The 16,940-nt window shown below is 64.8% G+C and carries 19 protein-coding genes; 14 read left to right on the top strand and 5 right to left on the bottom strand.

Annotated features, from left to right (window positions below; translation table 11 throughout):
* The first annotated feature begins 10 nt into the window (after positions 1-10).
* The 6 genes from WBG82_RS15200 (at position 11) to WBG82_RS15175 (ending at position 3,321) form a co-directional block, all read left to right on the top strand.
* Entirely contained in the window at positions 11-361 is a 351-nt protein-coding gene (locus WBG82_RS15200; RefSeq protein WP_424425652.1) for an ArsR/SmtB family transcription factor, read from the top strand.
* Positions 345-824, top strand: a complete 480-nt coding sequence (locus tag WBG82_RS15195; protein ID WP_424425650.1) for an SRPBCC domain-containing protein — start codon at positions 345-347, stop codon at positions 822-824. Before WBG82_RS15200 ends, WBG82_RS15195 begins: the two co-directional genes overlap by 17 nt.
* Complete coding sequence (locus WBG82_RS15190) at positions 821-1,339, top strand: SRPBCC domain-containing protein (protein ID WP_424425648.1); 519 nt, start codon at positions 821-823, stop codon at positions 1,337-1,339. The genes WBG82_RS15195 and WBG82_RS15190 overlap by 4 nt, the downstream gene beginning before the upstream one ends.
* Positions 1,340-1,391: 52 nt before the next feature.
* Positions 1,392-1,802: a VOC family protein gene (locus tag WBG82_RS15185; protein WP_424425646.1), complete on the top strand. Its 411-nt coding sequence runs from the start codon at positions 1,392-1,394 to the stop codon at positions 1,800-1,802.
* A gap of 68 nt (positions 1,803-1,870) precedes the next feature.
* Entirely contained in the window at positions 1,871-2,620 is a 750-nt protein-coding gene (locus WBG82_RS15180) for a YceI family protein (RefSeq protein WP_424425644.1), read from the top strand.
* A 53-nt stretch (positions 2,621-2,673) separates the two neighbouring features.
* Positions 2,674-3,321: a glutathione S-transferase family protein gene (locus tag WBG82_RS15175; protein ID WP_424425642.1), complete on the top strand. Its 648-nt coding sequence runs from the start codon at positions 2,674-2,676 to the stop codon at positions 3,319-3,321.
* Between the two features lie 10 nt (positions 3,322-3,331).
* Here the strand turns inward: WBG82_RS15175 and WBG82_RS15170 are convergent, their stop codons facing one another.
* From WBG82_RS15170 to cobA, 3 genes are all read right to left on the bottom strand, one after another.
* On the bottom strand, positions 3,332-4,612 hold the full coding sequence (locus tag WBG82_RS15170) for a hypothetical protein (RefSeq protein WP_424425640.1): 1,281 nt from the start codon (positions 4,610-4,612) through the stop codon (positions 3,332-3,334).
* A gap of 106 nt (positions 4,613-4,718) precedes the next feature.
* Positions 4,719-4,937, bottom strand: a complete 219-nt coding sequence (locus WBG82_RS15165) for an alkylphosphonate utilization protein (protein WP_324297951.1) — start codon at positions 4,935-4,937, stop codon at positions 4,719-4,721.
* An 81-nt stretch (positions 4,938-5,018) separates the two neighbouring features.
* A complete protein-coding gene (gene cobA, locus WBG82_RS15160) occupies positions 5,019-5,909 on the bottom strand; it encodes a uroporphyrinogen-III C-methyltransferase (RefSeq protein ID WP_424425638.1) in 891 nt (296 codons plus the stop codon).
* Positions 5,910-6,051: 142 nt separating this feature from the next.
* Here cobA and WBG82_RS15155 point away from each other — a divergent pair, with 142 nt between their 5' ends.
* On the top strand, positions 6,052-6,759 hold the full coding sequence (locus tag WBG82_RS15155) for a retropepsin-like aspartic protease family protein (protein WP_424425636.1): 708 nt from the start codon (positions 6,052-6,054) through the stop codon (positions 6,757-6,759).
* A gap of 95 nt (positions 6,760-6,854) precedes the next feature.
* Positions 6,855-8,354 carry a phosphomannomutase/phosphoglucomutase gene (locus WBG82_RS15150; RefSeq protein WP_424425634.1) on the top strand — a complete coding sequence of 500 codons (1,500 nt, stop codon included), beginning with the start codon at positions 6,855-6,857 and terminating at the stop codon, positions 8,352-8,354.
* A gap of 29 nt (positions 8,355-8,383) precedes the next feature.
* Here the strand turns inward: WBG82_RS15150 and dusA are convergent, their stop codons facing one another.
* Both dusA and WBG82_RS15140 read right to left on the bottom strand, forming a co-directional pair.
* A complete protein-coding gene (dusA, locus tag WBG82_RS15145; RefSeq protein WP_424425632.1) occupies positions 8,384-9,376 on the bottom strand; it encodes a tRNA dihydrouridine(20/20a) synthase DusA in 993 nt (330 codons plus the stop codon).
* A 94-nt stretch (positions 9,377-9,470) separates the two neighbouring features.
* On the bottom strand, positions 9,471-9,800 hold the full coding sequence (locus tag WBG82_RS15140; RefSeq protein ID WP_424425630.1) for an ArsR/SmtB family transcription factor: 330 nt from the start codon (positions 9,798-9,800) through the stop codon (positions 9,471-9,473).
* Positions 9,801-10,014: 214 nt separating this feature from the next.
* Here WBG82_RS15140 and WBG82_RS15135 point away from each other — a divergent pair, with 214 nt between their 5' ends.
* From WBG82_RS15135 to WBG82_RS15110, 6 genes are all read left to right on the top strand, one after another.
* Positions 10,015-10,275, top strand: coding sequence for a helix-turn-helix transcriptional regulator (locus tag WBG82_RS15135; RefSeq protein WP_324297964.1), 261 nt, complete (start codon positions 10,015-10,017; stop codon positions 10,273-10,275).
* Positions 10,276-10,351: 76 nt separating this feature from the next.
* Positions 10,352-12,370, top strand: a complete 2,019-nt coding sequence (hyfB, locus tag WBG82_RS15130; protein WP_424425627.1) for a hydrogenase 4 subunit B — start codon at positions 10,352-10,354, stop codon at positions 12,368-12,370.
* A complete protein-coding gene (locus WBG82_RS15125) occupies positions 12,361-13,317 on the top strand; it encodes a respiratory chain complex I subunit 1 family protein (RefSeq protein WP_424425625.1) in 957 nt (318 codons plus the stop codon). Before hyfB ends, WBG82_RS15125 begins: the two co-directional genes overlap by 10 nt.
* The gene (locus tag WBG82_RS15120; protein ID WP_324297969.1) at positions 13,318-13,980 is read left to right on the top strand and encodes a hydrogenase-4 component E; all 663 of its coding nucleotides are present in this window, start codon (positions 13,318-13,320) and stop codon (positions 13,978-13,980) included.
* Positions 13,977-15,425, top strand: coding sequence for a hydrogenase 4 subunit F (locus WBG82_RS15115; RefSeq protein ID WP_424425623.1), 1,449 nt, complete (start codon positions 13,977-13,979; stop codon positions 15,423-15,425). The genes WBG82_RS15120 and WBG82_RS15115 overlap by 4 nt, the downstream gene beginning before the upstream one ends.
* Before the next feature lie 18 nt (positions 15,426-15,443).
* Entirely contained in the window at positions 15,444-16,934 is a 1,491-nt protein-coding gene (locus WBG82_RS15110) for an NADH-quinone oxidoreductase subunit C (RefSeq protein ID WP_424425621.1), read from the top strand.
* The last annotated feature ends 6 nt before the right edge of the window (positions 16,935-16,940 follow it).

Raw genomic sequence — 16,940 nt, 5'->3', positions numbered from 1 at the left:
TCATTGCAAAGTGTCGACGGATCGCCTCAGCTCCACCTTCTCGGCTCTCTCCGACCCCACGCGGCGGGCCATTCTCGCGCGGCTATCGCTCGGCGAAGCATCGGTGAGCGAGCTTGCCAGGCCGTTCGAGATGAGCCTTCCGGCCATTTCAAAACATCTCAAGGTGCTGGAGCGCGCAGGGCTCATCTCGCGCGGGCGGGATGCCCAGTCGCGGCCCTGCCGGATAGCGCCCGGCGCGCTCAAGGAAGCGGCCGAGTGGATCGAGCATTACCGGCGGTTCTGGGAACAGAGCTTCGACCGGCTTGACGATTATCTGCGCGAAATTCAGGCGAAGGAGGACGAGCATGGACGCAACGGCTGATGCCGACACGGTGCTGGAGATCACGCGCTTGTTCGACGCGCCGCGCGAACTGATCTTCAGGCTCTGGACCGACCCGCAGCACTTCGGAAAATGGATCGGCCCGCGCCATCATCCGGCCATCCATGTCGAAATGGATGTGCGGCCGGGCGGCGCCTGGCGCGCCTGCCTGCGGCCGGTCGCCGGAGGCGTCGATCTCTGGCAGGGCGGCCATTACCGCGAGGTCGTCGCGCCGGAACGGCTCGTCTACACTTTCGCATGGGACAAGGAACACCCCGCCCATGGCCATGAGACACTGGTGACCGTGACCTTTGCCGAGGAAGGCAACAGGACGAAGATGTTCTTCCGGCAGGAATTCCTGCCCTCCACCGCCGAGCGCGACGGACATCGCGGCGGCTGGTCGAGCAGCTTCAACAGGCTGGACGATCTTCTGCGCGCCATGCGGGCACGGGGTGGACAGGCATGAACGCGAACGACAGGAGCGGCGCGGCCGCCACGAGCGAATTCGTCCTTGCACGTATGTTCGACGCGCCGCGCGACGTCGTGTGGCGCGCCTTCACGGAAAGCGAGCGGCTGAACGAATGGTGGGGACCGACGGGCTTCGCCATGCTCGCCTGCAAGGTCGATCTGCGCCCCGGCGGAATATTCCATTATGGCATGAGGGCGCCGACGGGAGAGACGATGTGGGGCAAATGGGTATACCGCGAAATCGTCGAACCGGAACGGATCGTCTTCGTCGTTTCCTTTTCGGATGAAAAAGCGGGCATCACCCGCCATCCGCTGAGCGAAAGCTGGCCGCTCGAGCTTCTGAGCAGCACGACGTTCGAGGAGCGGGACGGCAGGACGCTCGTCACCGATCGCGCCGTGCCCATCAACGCAACCGAGGAAGAGCGCGGGACATTCGTGGAAAATCTCGAAGGGATGAGACTGGGAACCGATGGGAGCTGGGACCAGCTCGCCGCCTATCTGGCGAAGCTCTGAAGGGCACCAGATCCCCTTACTCAGCCATAATCGCTATACGGGAGGAACGCATATGAAACTGAACCCCTATCTCAATTTCGACGGCACATGCGAGGAAGCCTTCAGATTCTATGAGAAGTGCCTGGGCGGCAGGATCGAAGCCATGTTCACGCATGAAGGTTCGCCCATGGCCGAGCAAGTATCGCCCGAATGGCGCGGCAAGATCATGCATGCGCGTCTCGTCGTGGGCGATACGATCCTGATGGGGTCCGACGCGCCGGCCGAGCATTTCGAGAAGGCGCAGGGCATATCGGTCTGCCTCAATGTCGAGAAGACCGCCGAAGCGGAACGCATCTTTCACGCGCTGGCGGAAGGCGGCACGGTACGCATGCCGATCCAGCAGACATTCTGGGCCGCGCGCTACGGCATGGTGGTCGATCGCTATGGCACGCCCTGGATGATCAATTGCGAGCAAGCATCGTAAGGCACCGCTCGGGCACGAGCGCGCGCCGCAATGGACGCGGCGAACAGTTGCCAAGGGGAGACGGCAAAATGGATATCGGACTTGAGAGTGCTGGCAGCGCGCAATCCGGCAAGCGCGGCATGAAGCGCATCATTCTCGCGGCATTCGTCTGCGCCGCGCTCGGAGCGAACATCTCCGTTGCGCGAGCGGCCGATGCCGCGAAGGAGACGGCGCCCGCAGCACCCGCGGCGCCCGCCCCGGCCGCCACCGAGCCGGTTCCGGCCGGCGTCTATACGATCGACAAGTCTCACACGAGCATCATCTTCCGCGTCGATCATCTCGGCTTCTCCTACTTCACCGGACGGTTCACGCGCTACGACGCGAAACTCGAAGGCGATCCGCGCAATCCGCCCGCGGCCCGTCTCTCCGTCACCATCGATCCCGCGTCCATCGAGTGCGACAACCCGCCCGCGGGCTTCGTCGCCGCGCTGCGCGGCGCGCAATGGCTCGACGCGGCGAAATATCCAAAGATGACTTTCCAATCGACATCCATCGAGATGACGGGCGCGACGAGCGCGCGGGTCACGGGCGACTTCACCATGCATGGCGTGACGAAGCCGGTGACGCTCGATGTCGCGTTCAATGGCGGCTATGCGGGCCATCCGATGGACCCCAATGCGCGCATCGGCTTTTCGGCGCGCGGATTTCTCAATCGCTCGGAGTTCGGCATCAGCTACGGCATTCCGCCGGCGGGTTCCGCCATGGGCGTGAGCGACAGGGTCGAAATTCTGATCGAGACGGAATTCTCCGGCCCCGCATTGAAAGCCGCCGCCAAATAGCACCGTCGGCGGCGCGTGGCCGCAGACCCGCATGCGCCAGGAAGAGAGGTCCCATGTCGCTTGAACTCTTGTTCCATCCGATGTCGTCCTTCTGCCAGAAGGCACTCATCGCGCTTTACGAGAACGACACGCCCTTCACGCCGCACATGATCGACCTCGGCGATCCGGCGTCGCGCGCGGAACTCACCGATCTCTGGCCCGTCGGCAAGTTTCCGGTTCTGCGCGACCACAAGAGAGGGCGGACGGTACCGGAATCGAGCATCATCATCGAGTATCTGGCGCAGCATTATCCGGGCAAGGAGGAACTCGTGCCGACCGACGCCGACCTCGCGCGGCAGGTGCGGATGCGGGACCGCTTTTTCGATCTCTATGTGAACGTGCCGATGCAGAAGATCGTCACCGACCGGCTGCGCCCGGAAGGCATGCACGATCCCTATGGCGTCGAGGAGGCGCGAAAGCTTCTTGCCACCGCCTATGACATGATCGAGAGCGAGATCGGCACGAAGGTCTGGATCATGGGCGACGGCTTCAGCATGGCCGATTGCGCCGCCGCGCCCGCGCTCTTCTACGCCAGCAAGGTTCTACCCATCGGCAAGGCGCATCGGAAGGTCGCCCAATATTTCGACCGCCTGCTCGCGCGCCCCTCCTATGCCCGTGTGCTCGAGGAAGCAGAGCCTTATCTCCCGCTTTTTCCGAAGTAGGAGAGCGGCGCTAGAAAAGCGAAGCGTAGCGCACCGCATCGAGCACGCGGCGCGAACGGACCTCGTAGCCGCGCTCGCGCAGCGCCTTCTCGATGCCGGGCATGTGCTCCGCGCCCCACGGAATGACGATCACGTCATGGCCTTGCGCCTCCCGGTCGAAGACCGCGATCAGCGCCGCGTTGCGCCTGTCGATGAGATCGGCATAGACGGTCGAAAGGTCCTTCTCGGAGAAGCGCTTGCTCATCGCATCGAGGCGGCGGAATGCCTCCAGCAGCGAGTGGCTGCCATAGATCGCGCCGACCTCGCGGAGAAAGCTGATCGTCGGATCGGAGAGATCGGACACATCGACATCTGCCCGCATGATGACGGGGCGCTGCCCGCCGCTCGGGACCGGCGCGGCGGCCGCGCTCGCCATTTTCCCCGCCTGCCCTGCCTGTACTGCCTGCCCTGCCGCGCCGCCGCTCATCCAGGCGGATTGCACTTCCACCTGCTCCTCAAGACCGAGCGCGCGAGCAAGGCGGCGATAGGAGAACTCGCCCTTCAGCCGCCCCTGCTCGTCGGACACGCCTTCGACGAGGACCAGCGCGCGCGGCGGAATACCCGCAAAGAGATTTTCATAGAAGGCACGCTCGCCGATATGGATCATGCCGACGAGCCGCACGGTCCTGCCCTCTTTCTCGAGCACAGTTTCGCCCGCCTCGATGCCCCTTGCCGTGAAGCGAATATAGCCATCCGTCTGCCGCTCCACCGTTGCCGCAAGCAGGGCCGCGCCGAGAAGCGGCAGCGCGACCAGGACGATGGCGAGGGTCGCCACCACAGCGAGGAGCACTCGCCGCAGGAGATGCGTCTTCACCGGCAGATCTGAAACGGCGAGATGCCAGCGCCCCGTCCGCCGCTTCACCAGCGCGGTGGCGAACAGGAAAACTGCGAGCTGGCTTGCGCAAAGCAGGAAGCTGGCAAGCGGCGTGCCCTGCCTGAAGGCGAAAGGCGGTGCGCCAAGCCCCGCCCAGAGCACGAAGACGAGCGGCGGAAGAAAGACCCGCTTCGGCAGATGCGGCACAAAGACGAGCAGCAGCAACATCGGTACGGCCGCAAACAGGACGGCGATCGCCACTGCCTCGCGGATCGCGGAGAGCGCGCCGATCTGCCAGAGTCCCTTCAGCGCCTCGTCGAGCGTCGAAATCCCGCCATCGAGACCGAAGGCGAAGAGATATGCATTCGCCAGCAGCGTGGCGATTGCGAGAAACTGGCTGCGACGGCCGGCAAGCGCATCGCTCTTCACTTCGGCCATCCGCCCTTCCCTCCCTCGCTGGCCCTCCGTCGCTGGCCTGCCATCGCTGGCTCGCGGCGAAGTTAGCGCGGATCACGCTTTGCGGGAAACCGGGAGTGCGATGGCCTCATGCCTTCTTCAGAAACTCGGTCTTGAGGACGAGGCCCTTGACCTTCTCGGCATTGCACTCGATGAGGCCCTCATCGCCGGTCAGACGAATGTTCTTGATGACAGTGCCGCGCTTCAGCGTCACCGAGGTTCCCTTTACCTTCAGATCCTTGATGACCATGACGCTGTCGCCGTCATGCAATTGATTGCCGTTGCTGTCCTTTACAATCAGGGTCATGGGGCCGCCTTTATTGATTGGGGGAAGCCCCTCTTTAGGCGGCGGGACGGCAAAGAGCAAGGAGAGGGCCCGAAGCCCGCTTCAGCCCGCGTCGCGCTGGCTGCGCGTTTCCAGCGGATCGCGCTTCAGGACGCGGCCTTCGAGCGCGCCGAGCCAGTCGAGCCCTTCGCGCAGGCGCACGACCTCGCCGATGACGATGATGGCGGGCGCCTTGAAGCCTGTCCGCTCGACATCGGCGGCCGCCTGCCCGAGCGTCGTTTCCAGAACCTGCTGGCTCTCGAGCGTCGCATTGTGGACGAGCGCGACGGGTTCGTCCGCATGCCGACCATTCTCGATCAGGAGGCTGGCGATACTGGAAAGATGCGACAGCGCCATATAGAGAACGATAACGGGCGAGCCGCGCGCGATGGAGGGCCAGTCGAGATTTTCCGGCACGGCGCCGCCCGCCATATGGCCGGTGACAAAGGTGACGGCGTGGTTCACGTCGCGATGGGTGACGGGAATTCCCGCATAGCCGAGGCCGCCAATGCCGGCGGTGACGCCGGGCACGATGCGGAACGGGACGCCGGCATCGACCAGCGCCAGCGCCTCCTCGCCGCCGCGGCCGAAGACGAACGGGTCGCCGCCCTTGAGCCGCAGGACGCGCTTGCCGGCCCGCGCAAGCTCGACGAGGCGCGCGGAAATATCGCGCTGCTTCGGACTCGGCTTGCCGCCGCGCTTGCCGGAATATTCGAGCTTCGCATGGCGGCTTGCGAAACCGAGCACACTCTCATCGACCAGCGCGTCATAGACGATGACATCGGCCTGGGAGAGCGCGTTCAGCGCATGGAGAGTGAGCAGGCCCGGATCGCCCGGCCCGGCGCCGACAAGCCAGACCCAGCCCGGTTCAAAAGCGGGCAGACCCGCGCGTGCCGCGAGCTGCGGGTCGAGCGCCGCTCCGCCACCAAGGCCGATGATCTTGCCGTCACTCATATTACAAATTTCTGTTGGTATTTAATCTCAAGCCCGACATTAGCACGTAAATAATGGGCTGTCGCGCCCGATCAAGACGAAAAGCGCGTTCTTTCAGACGTCGTTTATCCCCGGTCAGCGATTCCCGGCTAAGCTTCCTGCCATGAGACACAATAGCTGGACATTGGCGGCGCTGCTCCTCCTTGCGGTGGTTGCGCTACTCCTCCTCCTCAACAGCCTTTTTCCTGGCGCGCTCCAGGAAGAAGGAACGCAGATGCGCCTCATCTATGGCCTGACCTGGCTCACGCTGATCGGCGGCAGCATCGCGCTCGGCTGGCGCGGCAATGCGGGCGTGGCGCTGAAACAGGCGCTCGCCTGGGTCGGCATCGCGCTCGTGCTCATCGTCGCCTACAGCTATCGCGACGATTTCATGGGGCTGGGACGGACGCTTGGAAGCCGCGTGGCCGGCGAACTCATGCCGACGTCGGCGGTCGCCACGGCGCCGGGCATCGCCTATCTCACGCGCGATCTATCCGGGCATTTCCGCGCAGATGCGCTGGTCAACGGCACGCATGTGCGCTTCATGGTCGATACGGGCGCGACGGACGTCGCGCTCAGCGCGCCGGATGCGGAGCGGCTCGGCTTCGACCTCGCCAAACTCTCCTACAGCGTGCCCTACCAGACCGCGAACGGCGTCATCATGGCGGCGCGGGTGACGCTCGACGAGATCGCCATAGGCGAAATCCGGGTGAGGAATGTGCGCGCGTCGATCTCCCGCGCCGGGCTCGACCAGTCGCTGCTCGGCATGAGCTTCCTGAACGAGCTTGGCGGCTACGAGTTTCAGGGCAACCGGCTCATGCTGCGCGAATAGCCCGCCCGCGCCTCCCCGCCCGCAATCGACATCCCACGAACCCGGCCGACCCGCTATAAGGGGGCTAAGCCGATTGCGATATCAAGGAGACAGGGATGCTTCCCAAGCCGCGCGCCGACCTCAAGCCCAATACGTTCGAATTCGAGGTGGAGCCGCTGATCGCGCCCGCGGGCTTCCGCGAATATGACGCGCGCTGGCTTTTCCCCGAGCAGATCAACCTTGCGGGGATGCAGGCGCTGGGGCTCGGCCTCGGCACGCTGATCCACGAAATGGGCGTGCGCCCCGCTCTCGCCGTCGGTCACGATTTTCGCTCCTATTCGGCCTCGATCAAGAATGCGCTCATCATCGGCCTCATGCGCGCGGGCGCGGAGGTTCACGACATCGGGCTTGCGCTTTCACCCGTCGCCTATTTCGCGCAATTCGCCCTCGACGTACCGGGCGTCGCCATGGTGACGGCAAGCCACAATGAGAACGGCTGGACGGGCGTAAAGATGGGCGCGCAGCGGCCGCTGACCTTCGGACCGGACGAGATGAGCCGCCTGAAGGAGATCGTTCTTTCAGGCGCGGGCAAGGAGCGGGACGGCGGCAGATACATCCATGTGCCGGACATGGCCGAGCGCTATATCGCCGACCTCGCCAACCGGCCGAAGATCAAGCGCAGGCTGCGCGTCGTCGCCGCCTGCGGCAATGGCACGGCCGGCCATTTCGCGCCGAAGGTCCTCGAGGGCATCGGCGCGGAGGTGATCCCGCTCGATTGCAATCTCGACTACACGTTCCCGCGCTATAATCCGAACCCGGAGGATATGGAAATGCTCCATGCCCTTCGCGACAAGGTGCTCGCGGAAGGCGCTGATGTCGGCCTCGCCTTCGATGGCGATGGCGACCGCTGCGGCGTGGTGGACGATACGGGCGAGGAAATCTTCGCCGACAAGGTGGGCGTGCTGCTTGCCCGCGATCTTTCCGCGCGCCACCCAAATGCGCAATTCGTCGTAGATGTGAAATCGACCGGACTTTTCCTCACCGATCCCGTGCTCGTCGCCAATGGCGCAAGGACCGACTACTGGAAGACGGGACACTCCTACATCAAGCGGCGCGCGCATGAACTCGACGCGCTGGTGGGCTTCGAGAAGTCGGGCCATTATTTCTTCAATCCGCCGATCGGCCGGGGATATGACGACGGGCTCGTCTCGGCCATCGCCATTTGCGACATGCTGGACCGCAACCCCGGCACGAAGATGTCCGAACTGCGCGAGGCGCTGCCCAAGACATGGGGCACGCCCACCATGTCGCCCTTCTGCCCGGACGAGGTGAAATATCAGGTCGTCGATCGCATGGTCGCGCTCTTCACCGGCATGAAGGCCAATGGCGAAACGCTCATCGGACAGAAGATCCGCGATCTCGTGACCGTCAACGGCATCCGCGTCGTCACCGAGGACGGCACATGGGGGCTGGTGCGCGCCTCGTCGAACAAGCCCGGCCTCGTGGTGGTGGTGGAAAGCCCGACATCGGAAGCCAATATGCGGGGCATGTTCGCCGAGATCGACACGCGGCTCTCGGCCTTCCCGGAAGTCGGGGCTTACGACCAGAAGATCTGAAGCCGCGCGGTGGGGATGACAAGCTGGTGTCAGACGAGCGCGGCGGCGGCCTCGCGCGGGACAAGCGCCATGGCATCGCGGATGACCTGCGCCGTCGCGCCCGGACGTGGCGCGTTCTCCGAGATGTGGCGGCGGAAGGCGCGTGCGCCGGGCATGCCGTGAAACAGGCCGAGAATGTGGCGCGACATGGCGTGAAGATGCGTGCCCTTCGCAAGCTCCGCCTCGACATAAGTCAGGTAAGCCTCGAGCACCTCATGGGGCGCTCGTGGCGGCGCATCGGCGCCATAGAAGCGGCGGTCGGCATCCGCAAGCACGTAAGGCGTCTGATAGGCGGCGCGGCCGAGCATCGCGCCATCGACATGATCGAGATGGGCCGCCGCCTGATCGAGCGAGACGATGCCGCCATTGATGACGATCCGCATGTCCGGCATGTCGCGCTTCAAGCGATAGGCGCGGTCATATTCGAGCGGAGGAATGTCGCGGTTCTCGCGCGGGGAAAGCCCTTCGAGCCACGCCTTGCGCGCATGGACGATCAGCGTTTCGCAGCCTGCATCGCGCACGGCGCGGGCAAGCGCCGGCAGGGCCTCGGCCGGGTCCTGCTCATCGACGCCGATGCGGCACTTGACCGTGACGGGAACGGAAACGGCCTTTCGCATCGACGCCACACACTCGGCAACCAGCATCGGCTCGCGCATGAGGCAGGCGCCGAAGCGGCCGGACTGCACGCGATCCGACGGGCAACCGACATTGAGATTGATCTCGTCATAGCCGAAGCCTTCGGCGATGCGCGCGGCCTCGGCAAGCTCGCCGGGCTCGGAGCCGCCGAGCTGCACGGCAACGGGATGCTCAGCCGGATCGAAGCCGAGAAGGTGCTGGCGGTCGCCATGAATGACGGCGCCGGTCGTCACCATTTCCGTATAGAGCAGCGCATGGCGCGTGATGAGCCGCAGGAAGAACCGGTCATGCCGATCGGTCCAGTCCATCATGGGCGCCACGCAGATGCGGTGGTTGAAGCTGCTCATCTGATCCGCATTGTTGAAATTCGGAGCGCGCGAAGATCGCCGGAAAGGTCCTGAAGCGCAAGCGCGCCCGCCCGGCCCGCGCAATCGACAAGGATCAACGCCGCTTCGCCGCGGGCGGGCAATAAATCTCGGCCAGAGTTTCGATGATGCGCTGGGCGGCCGGGTCCGCGAGGCGATAGAAGATCGTCTGTGCTTCGCGCCTCGTCGCCACCAGCCCCTGCTCGCGCAAAACGGCAAGATGCTGGGAGAGCGCCGACTGGCTGATGCCGATGAGTTCCTGTATCTCACCGACGGACATTTCGCGGGCCGCGATCTGGCAGAGGATCAGCAGGCGGCGCTCATTGGCGAGCGCGCTCAGGAGCTTCGACGCTTCCGCCGCGCTTGCCTCGAGATCCTTGATATCCGCCGCCAGGGCCGTCGCCATGTGAACTCCGTCGCCGCGTGAAGCGGCCTGTCCGATACACCACATACATTAGCAATGCGTGATATGAATTCAAGGCTGGGCGCCGGGAACAACCGCACATCGCGTGAGCGCATAGCCTGAAATTGATGTTTTATACATCATAATACACCATTGAAATATCCATCTTCATGGATTATCCTCGATCAAATTCGACATCCAGCCGCTGAAGGCCGCCATGATTACCGCAGCGCAACTGCGCGCAGCGCGCGCCCTGCTCGGGATCGACCAGCGCAAGCTTGCCGCGCTGTCGGGCCTTTCCGTACCCACGATCCAGCGCATGGAAGCGAGCGAAGACGTGATACGCGGCAATGTCGACTCGCTGATGAAGCTCGTTGCGGCGCTCGATGCCGCGGGCGTCGATCTGATCAATGAAGGGGCGGTGAGCGACCAGGGCGGCCGCGGCGTGCGCCTCAAAGGCGGACCTGCAAAGCCCTAGCGTGGGGGGCGCCCGATCCCACACGCTGCCATGGCCGCGATTAGTGTTGCTACGGGCATGTCGAGGATGAAGCACGATGTACCTCATCGTGAATTTGTGGTGCGTTCTCGCCTTCTTCGCCCTTTCGGCGGCAGCAGCCGCGACGGGGCGGCGCCCGCTCGCCTCGCCGCTCATCTATGGCGCGAGCGCGGTCGTCTCGCTTGCAGGTTTCATCCTCGCCCTCGCGGAAATGACTGGCGTGGAAATGACGGGCGCGCCCATGACGGCGGCCCTGCCGCTCGGCCTTCCATGGCTTGGCGCGCATTTCCGCGTCGATGCGCTGTCGGCCTTCTTCCTCGCCATCGTCAACTTCGGCGGGCTCGCCGCGAGCATCTACGCCATCGGCTATGGACGGCATGAAAGCGCGCCTCAACGCATATTGCCGTTCTTTGCGTCCTTTCTCGCCGGCATGAACCTCGTCGCGCTGGCGGACGACGCCTTCACATTCCTCGTCGCCTGGGAGTTCATGTCGCTGTCGTCATGGGCGCTCGTCATGGCGCATCACCGAGAACCGGAGAACCGGCGCGCGGGCTACATCTATCTCGTGATGGCGGCCTTCGGAACCTTCTGCCTTCTGCTCGCCTTCGGCCTGCTTGCGGGGCCCGCCGGGGGCTACACATTCGCCGAGATGCGCGCGCACGCGCCCGGGCCGCTCACGGGCGCGCTGGTGCTCATGCTGCTTCTCCTCGGCGCGGGCTCGAAGGCTGGCCTCGTGCCGCTGCATGTCTGGCTTCCGCTCGCCCACCCGGCGGCGCCGAGCCATGTCTCCGCGCTGATGAGCGGCGTGATGACCAAGGTCGCGATCTATGGTTTCATCCGCATCGTTTTCGATCTGCTCGGCCTTCCCGAATGGTGGTGGGCGCTTCCGGTGCTCGCGCTTGGCGGCGTGACCGCGGTCGCAGGCGTTCTCTATGCACTCATGCAGAGCGACATGAAGCGCCTGCTCGCCTACAGCACGGTCGAGAATGTCGGCATCATCTTCATCGGCCTCGGCCTCGCGCTCGCCTTCCGGGCGAACGGCATGAACGCGGCGGCGGCGCTCGCGCTCACCGCCGCGCTGATGCATGCGCTCAATCACATGCTCTTCAAGAGCCTGCTCTTCTTCGGCGCGGGCGCGATCCTCAACGCGACGGGCCTGCGCGACATCGAAAAACTGGGCGGGCTCATTCGCCTCATGCCCGCGACGGCGCTCTTCTTCCTCGCGGGCTCGGCCGCGATCTCGGCGCTGCCGCCCTTCAACGGCTTCGTCTCGGAATGGATGACCTTTCAGGCGATCCTGCTGAGCCCGGCGCTGCCGCAATGGGGCCTCAAGCTGATGGTGCCCGCGGTGGGCGCCGGGCTCGCGCTCGCCGCGGCATTCGCCGCCGCCTGCTATGTGCGCGCTTTCGGCATCGCATTCCTGAGCCAGCCACGATCCGGCGCCGCAAGCATGGCGCGCGAGGCCGATCGCTTCTCGCTGGCGGCGATGGCGGCGCTCGCCGCGCTGTGCCTCCTGCTCGGCGTCGTGCCCGGCCTTGCCATCGACGCGCTCGCACCCGTCGCACAAGGGCTCATCGGCACGCATATGCCGCGCCAGATCGTCCAGCCATGGCTCTCCATCGTCCCGATCGCGGAGAGCCGCAGCTCCTATAACGGGCTTCTGGTGCTCGCGTTCATTGCAATGTCGGCTACGGCCGCAGTGCTCGCCATTCACCGCTTCGCCTCGCGCGTGGTCCGTCGCGCGCCGAGCTGGGATTGCGGCTATCCGGACGCCTCTCCCCGCCTCCAATATTCGGCGAGCGGATTTTCGCAACCGCTTCGGCGCATCTTCGGCACACTCGCCTACAGGATCGACGAGCGCGTCGATATGCCCGCGCCCGGCGACACCCGCGCCGCGAGATACAGGCTCGAATTGCGCGACATGGCATGGGAAACGCTCTACGCCCCGCTCGCGGGCGCCGTCATGTCCACCGCCGAATATCTCAACCGCTTCCAGTTCCTGACGATCCGGCGCTATCTCAGCCTCGTCTTCTTCGCGCTCATCCTGCTTCTCATCATGGTGGCGGCATGGCCCTGATCGCCGACCTCGCAATCCAGACGGCGCAGATGGCGCTGGTGCTGCTCATCGCGCCACTCCTCACCGGCTTCGTGCGCAAGGCGAAGGCGCGCCTCCTGCGCAGGCGCGGGCCTTCCGTGCTGCAACCATATCGCGACCTCGCGCGGCTGCTGCGAAAGGACGCAGTGCTTGCCGAGAATGCCTCATGGCTCTTCCGCGTGGCGCCCTATCTCGTCTTCGCCGCGACCTGGGTGGCGGCGGCACTCGTGCCGACATTCGCCACCGGCCTCATGTTCAGCTGGTCGGCCGATCTCATCGCCATCATCGCGCTTCTCGGCAGCGCGCGCTTCATGCTCGCGCTGGCGGGGCTCGACGCCGGAGCGCGCTTCGGTGGCATAGGCTCGAGCCGCGAAATGATGATCTCCTCGCTCGCGGAACCCGCCATGATCATGATCGTCTTCACGATCGCGCTCATCGCGGGCTCGTCGCAACTCTCGACCATAGCGGGCTTCATGCTGTCGCCTGAGGTGGGGCTGCGCGTCTCGCTCGGGCTTGCCGCCATTTCCCTCGTCATGGTGGCCATTGCAGAGAATGCGCGCATACCCATCGACAATCCGGCGACGCATCTCGAACTCACCATGGTGCATGAAGCGATGGTGCTCGAATATTCGGGCCGCCATCTGGCCATGATCGAGCTTGCGGCGATGCTGAAGCTCCTTCTCTACATTTCGATCATCATCTGCGTCTTCACGCCCTGGGGCCTGACGCCGGATGGCGCGAGCCTCGCCACGCATCTCGCCGGTGCCGGCATCTATGCGCTCAAGCTCGGCGCGGCGGGGCTGCTGCTCGCCTTCTTCGAGACGACGGTTGCCAAGATGCGCGTCTTCCGGGTTCCGAATTTTCTCAGCGCCGCGCTCATGCTGGGCCTGCTCGCTGTTCTCCTGCGTTTCGTGTCGGGGAGTTTCTAGATGCAACATCTGACCTTCGATATCGCGCATATGCTGGCAGGCGGGCTCGTGCTGGTGAGCGTGATGATGCTCTATCAGGATCGCCTCTACGCGCTGCTCAATGTCTTCGCGCTCCACGCCGTCGTGCTGGCGCTCTCGGTCGCATGGCAGGCCTACATTCAACACGCCTCGCAGCTCTACATCACCGCAGGCATCGCGCTCGTCTTCAAGGCGATCATCATTCCGGTCGCCCTGCACCGCATGATCGTTCGCCTCGGCATCCATCGCGAGGTCGAAACGGTGATCGGCATCGGCACGATCATGCTCGCGGCGATGGCGCTCATCGCGCTTTCCATGGCCGTGATGCTGAGGGTGACGGCCGAAGCCGATCCGCTGGCGCGTGAGGACATCGCCTTCGCGCTCTCTGTCGTATTGCTGGGACTTCTGATGATGGTCAGCCGCCGCAATGCCGTCAGCCAGATCGTCGGCTTCATGTCGCTCGAGAACGGTCTCATCCTCGCTGCGGCCGGCGCGAAAGGCATGCCGCTCGTCGTCGAGATCAGCGTCGCCTTCTCCATCCTGATCGCCTTCATCGTCATAGGTATCTTCCTCTTCCGGATCCGCGAACGCTTCGACACGGTCGATGTGCGCGCGCTCGATCAGGTCAGGGAGGATCAGCGATGACGGGTTTCGCCTTCGATGCACTCGCGGCGGTTCTCATCGTTCCCTTCGCTGCCGCCGGGCTTCTCATCCTCATTCCCGGCTACAGGGCGGCCGCCGCGCTGAACGCGCTTGCCTCGCTCCTCACGCTCGCCGCCGCAGCGATGCTCCTCGTCGAGCGGCCGGAACCCGGCGCCTATCTCATCGTCGATGATCTCAATATCGTCTTCATCGTGCTCAACGCCTTCGTCGGCTTCACGACCAGCACCTTCAGCGCGGGCTATATCGGGCACGAACTCGAAACCGGGCGGCTGACGCCTGCCTATCTGCGTTTCTACCACGCGACCTATCAGATCATGATGTTCGGCATGAACCTCGCGCTGGTCTCGAACAATCTCGGCCTCATGTGGGTCGCGGTCGAACTTGCCACGCTGAGCACCGTGCTCATGGTGGGCATGTATCGCACGCATGAAGCGCTCGAAGCGGCGTGGAAATATTTCATCCTGGGCAGCGTCGGCATCGCGCTGGCGCTCTTCGGCACGATCCTCGTCTATATGGCGGCGCTGCCCGTCATCGGAGAGGGACCGCAGGCGATGGCCTGGACCGTGCTCATGGAGCATGTCGCGAAGTTCGATCCGGCGCTTCTCAATGTCGCCTTCATCTTCCTGCTGCTCGGCTATGGCACGAAGGCGGGACTCGTGCCGCTCCACGCCTGGCTCCCCGATGCGCATGCAGAAGGCCCGACGCCGATCTCGGCCGTTCTTTCGGGGCTTCTGCTCAATGTGGCGCTCTATGCCGTGCTGCGCTTCAAGATGCTGCTTGCGGGCAACCCGGAAGCGCTCGCGCCCGGACCGCTGCTCGTGACCATGGGGCTTGCCTCGCTGATCTTCGCCGCCTTCATGCTCTATCGGCGGCGCGACATCAAACGGCTCTTCGCCTATTCGTCGATCGAGCATATGGGCATCATCGCATTCGCCTTCGGCATGGGCGGCCCGCTCGCAAATTTCGCCGGGCTGCTGCACATGACGATGCACAGCCTGACGAAGTCCGCGATCTTCTTCGCGGTCGGGCATGTGGCGCAGGTGAAGGGCACGCAGCGCCTTGCGGATATTCGCGGCCTCAGCGAGTCCCACCCGCTGCTCGGCTGGGGGCTCATCGCCGGCGTCGCAGCCATAGCGGGCCTGCCGCCTTTCGGCGTTTTCATGAGCGAATTCCTGATCGTGAGTTCGACCTTCGCGCGCGAACCGCTGCTGGCGATCCCGCTCGCCTTCGGCCTCTTCGTCGCGCTCGGCGCGCTCTTCATGTGGATCGGCAGCATCGCATTCGGAGAGCCGACGGGACGCGTGGCGCCAGTGCGCGCATCCTACGTGCCGCTCTTCGCGCATCTTGCGCTGGTGCTTGCCGCGGGCGTCTATCTGCCGCCGCCTCTCGTCGCGTGGTTTCAGCATGTCGCGCATCTGCTCGGCTAGGGAAAGGAGGCAGGCACGATGACAATCCTTTCCGACATTCTCGCGAAGGGGCGGCCCGCGCCTTCGCACCGGCCCTGGCCGCGCGTGACACTCGACGTCGAGGCGTGGCGGCAGCTCGGCCCGCAGCTCGCGGAAGGGCGCCCGACGCTCTGCGGACTTTGGGCCGATGGAAATAAAGTCCATGCCGCGCTGCTCGACGAACTGACGCATGAACTCGCCGTCGTCACGCTGGATTGCGAGGATGGGCGCTATCCCTCGATCGCCGCCGCGCATCCGCCCGCGCTTCGCCTCGAGCGCGCGGCGCGCGATCTCTTCGGGCTCACGGCGGAAGGATGCCCGGATGAAAGACCCTGGCTCGACCACGGCCGATGGGGAGACGCGAGCGACAAGGTCGCGCCCTACACCTTCCTGCCGAGCGAAGGCGAGGCGCTGCATCAGCTCGCGGTCGGCCCCGTTCATGCCGGCATCATCGAGCCCGGACATTTCCGCTTCACGATCAATGGCGAGACGATCGTGCGTCTCGAAGCGCGGCTCGGCTACGCGCATAAGGGTGTCGAGGATCTGATGTCCGGCGCCGGGCTCGATCACGCGGCGAGGCTCGCAGGCCGCGTGTCGGGCGACAGCACGGTAGCCTATGCGCTCGCCTTCTCCCGCGCGGCGGAGGCGGCGCTCGGCATCGAGGCGCCGCCGCGAGCCATGTACTTGCGCGCGCTCATGGCCGAACTCGAGCGGCTCGCAAACCATTTCGGCGATATCGGCGCGATCTGCAATGACGCGGCCTTCGCGCTCATGCACGCCCAATGCGGCGTTCTGCGCGAGAATGTCCTGCGCGCGGCGCATGCCTCGTTCGGCCATCGGCTGATGAAGGAGTGCATCGTCCCCGGCGGCGTCGCGGCCGATCTCACCAAGAACGGGGCGGAACGCATCCGCGCGCTCATCGCCGAGGCGGGACGCCAGTTTCCAGAGCTGATCGAACTCTACGACAACACGGCATCGCTTCAGGATCGCACCGTCGGCGCCGGGATATTGAAGCCGGCGCTTGCCCGCCAGTTCGGCTGTGGTGGCTATGTGGGGCGCGCATCGGGCCGCGCATTCGACGCGCGGCATTCGCTGCCCTATGCGCCTTATGGCGCGCTCACATTCGACGTGCCAGTCCTCATCGCAGGCGACATAGACGCGCGCGTATGGGTGCGCATACGGGAGGTCGAACAATCGCTCTCGCTGGTTCGGCAAATCCTCGATCGTCTGCCCGAAGGGCCGCTGCGCGCCGAGCCCGCGCCCTTCGCGGGTGAGCCGCGCGAAGGCATGGCCATGGTCGAGGGATTTCGCGGCGACATTCTCGTCTGGCTCCGGCTTTCCGGCGACCTCCGGATCGAGCGCTGCCATTTGCGCGATCCTTCATGGTTTCAATGGCCGGTGCTCGAAAACGTCGTTGAGGGCAACATAGTTGCCGATTTTCCAATCTGCAACAAATCCTTCAACTGCGCCTATTCCGGCCACGACCTCTAGGGCCAC

The organism is Parvibaculum sp. (genome assembly GCF_049671045.1).
Classification (GTDB): domain Bacteria; phylum Pseudomonadota; class Alphaproteobacteria; order Parvibaculales; family Parvibaculaceae; genus Parvibaculum.
This window is presented reverse-complemented; position numbering and strand designations above follow the sequence as displayed.

Bases quoted from the DNA above. Each gene is read 5' to 3' on its own strand.
- WBG82_RS15165 (WP_324297951.1), bottom strand. From the start codon at position 4,937: ATGACCCTGATTGTAAAGGACAGCAACGGCAATCAATTGCATGACGGC.
- WBG82_RS15185 (WP_424425646.1), top strand. From the start codon at position 1,392: ATGAAACTGAACCCCTATCTCAATTTCGACGGCACATGCGAGGAAGCC.
- WBG82_RS15115 (WP_424425623.1), top strand. From the start codon at position 13,977: ATGACGGGTTTCGCCTTCGATGCACTCGCGGCGGTTCTCATCGTTCCC.
- WBG82_RS15180 (WP_424425644.1), top strand. From the start codon at position 1,871: ATGGATATCGGACTTGAGAGTGCTGGCAGCGCGCAATCCGGCAAGCGC.
- WBG82_RS15170 (WP_424425640.1), bottom strand. From the start codon at position 4,612: ATGGCCGAAGTGAAGAGCGATGCGCTTGCCGGCCGTCGCAGCCAGTTT.
- WBG82_RS15190 (WP_424425648.1), top strand. From the start codon at position 821: ATGAACGCGAACGACAGGAGCGGCGCGGCCGCCACGAGCGAATTCGTC.
- hyfB (WP_424425627.1), top strand. From the start codon at position 10,352: ATGTACCTCATCGTGAATTTGTGGTGCGTTCTCGCCTTCTTCGCCCTT.
- cobA (WP_424425638.1), bottom strand. From the start codon at position 5,909: ATGAGTGACGGCAAGATCATCGGCCTTGGTGGCGGAGCGGCGCTCGAC.
- WBG82_RS15175 (WP_424425642.1), top strand. From the start codon at position 2,674: ATGTCGCTTGAACTCTTGTTCCATCCGATGTCGTCCTTCTGCCAGAAG.
- WBG82_RS15140 (WP_424425630.1), bottom strand. From the start codon at position 9,800: ATGGCGACGGCCCTGGCGGCGGATATCAAGGATCTCGAGGCAAGCGCG.
- WBG82_RS15135 (WP_324297964.1), top strand. From the start codon at position 10,015: ATGATTACCGCAGCGCAACTGCGCGCAGCGCGCGCCCTGCTCGGGATC.
- WBG82_RS15155 (WP_424425636.1), top strand. From the start codon at position 6,052: ATGAGACACAATAGCTGGACATTGGCGGCGCTGCTCCTCCTTGCGGTG.
- dusA (WP_424425632.1), bottom strand. From the start codon at position 9,376: ATGAGCAGCTTCAACCACCGCATCTGCGTGGCGCCCATGATGGACTGG.
- WBG82_RS15110 (WP_424425621.1), top strand. From the start codon at position 15,444: ATGACAATCCTTTCCGACATTCTCGCGAAGGGGCGGCCCGCGCCTTCG.
- WBG82_RS15150 (WP_424425634.1), top strand. From the start codon at position 6,855: ATGCTTCCCAAGCCGCGCGCCGACCTCAAGCCCAATACGTTCGAATTC.
- WBG82_RS15125 (WP_424425625.1), top strand. From the start codon at position 12,361: ATGGCCCTGATCGCCGACCTCGCAATCCAGACGGCGCAGATGGCGCTG.
- WBG82_RS15120 (WP_324297969.1), top strand. From the start codon at position 13,318: ATGCAACATCTGACCTTCGATATCGCGCATATGCTGGCAGGCGGGCTC.
- WBG82_RS15195 (WP_424425650.1), top strand. From the start codon at position 345: ATGGACGCAACGGCTGATGCCGACACGGTGCTGGAGATCACGCGCTTG.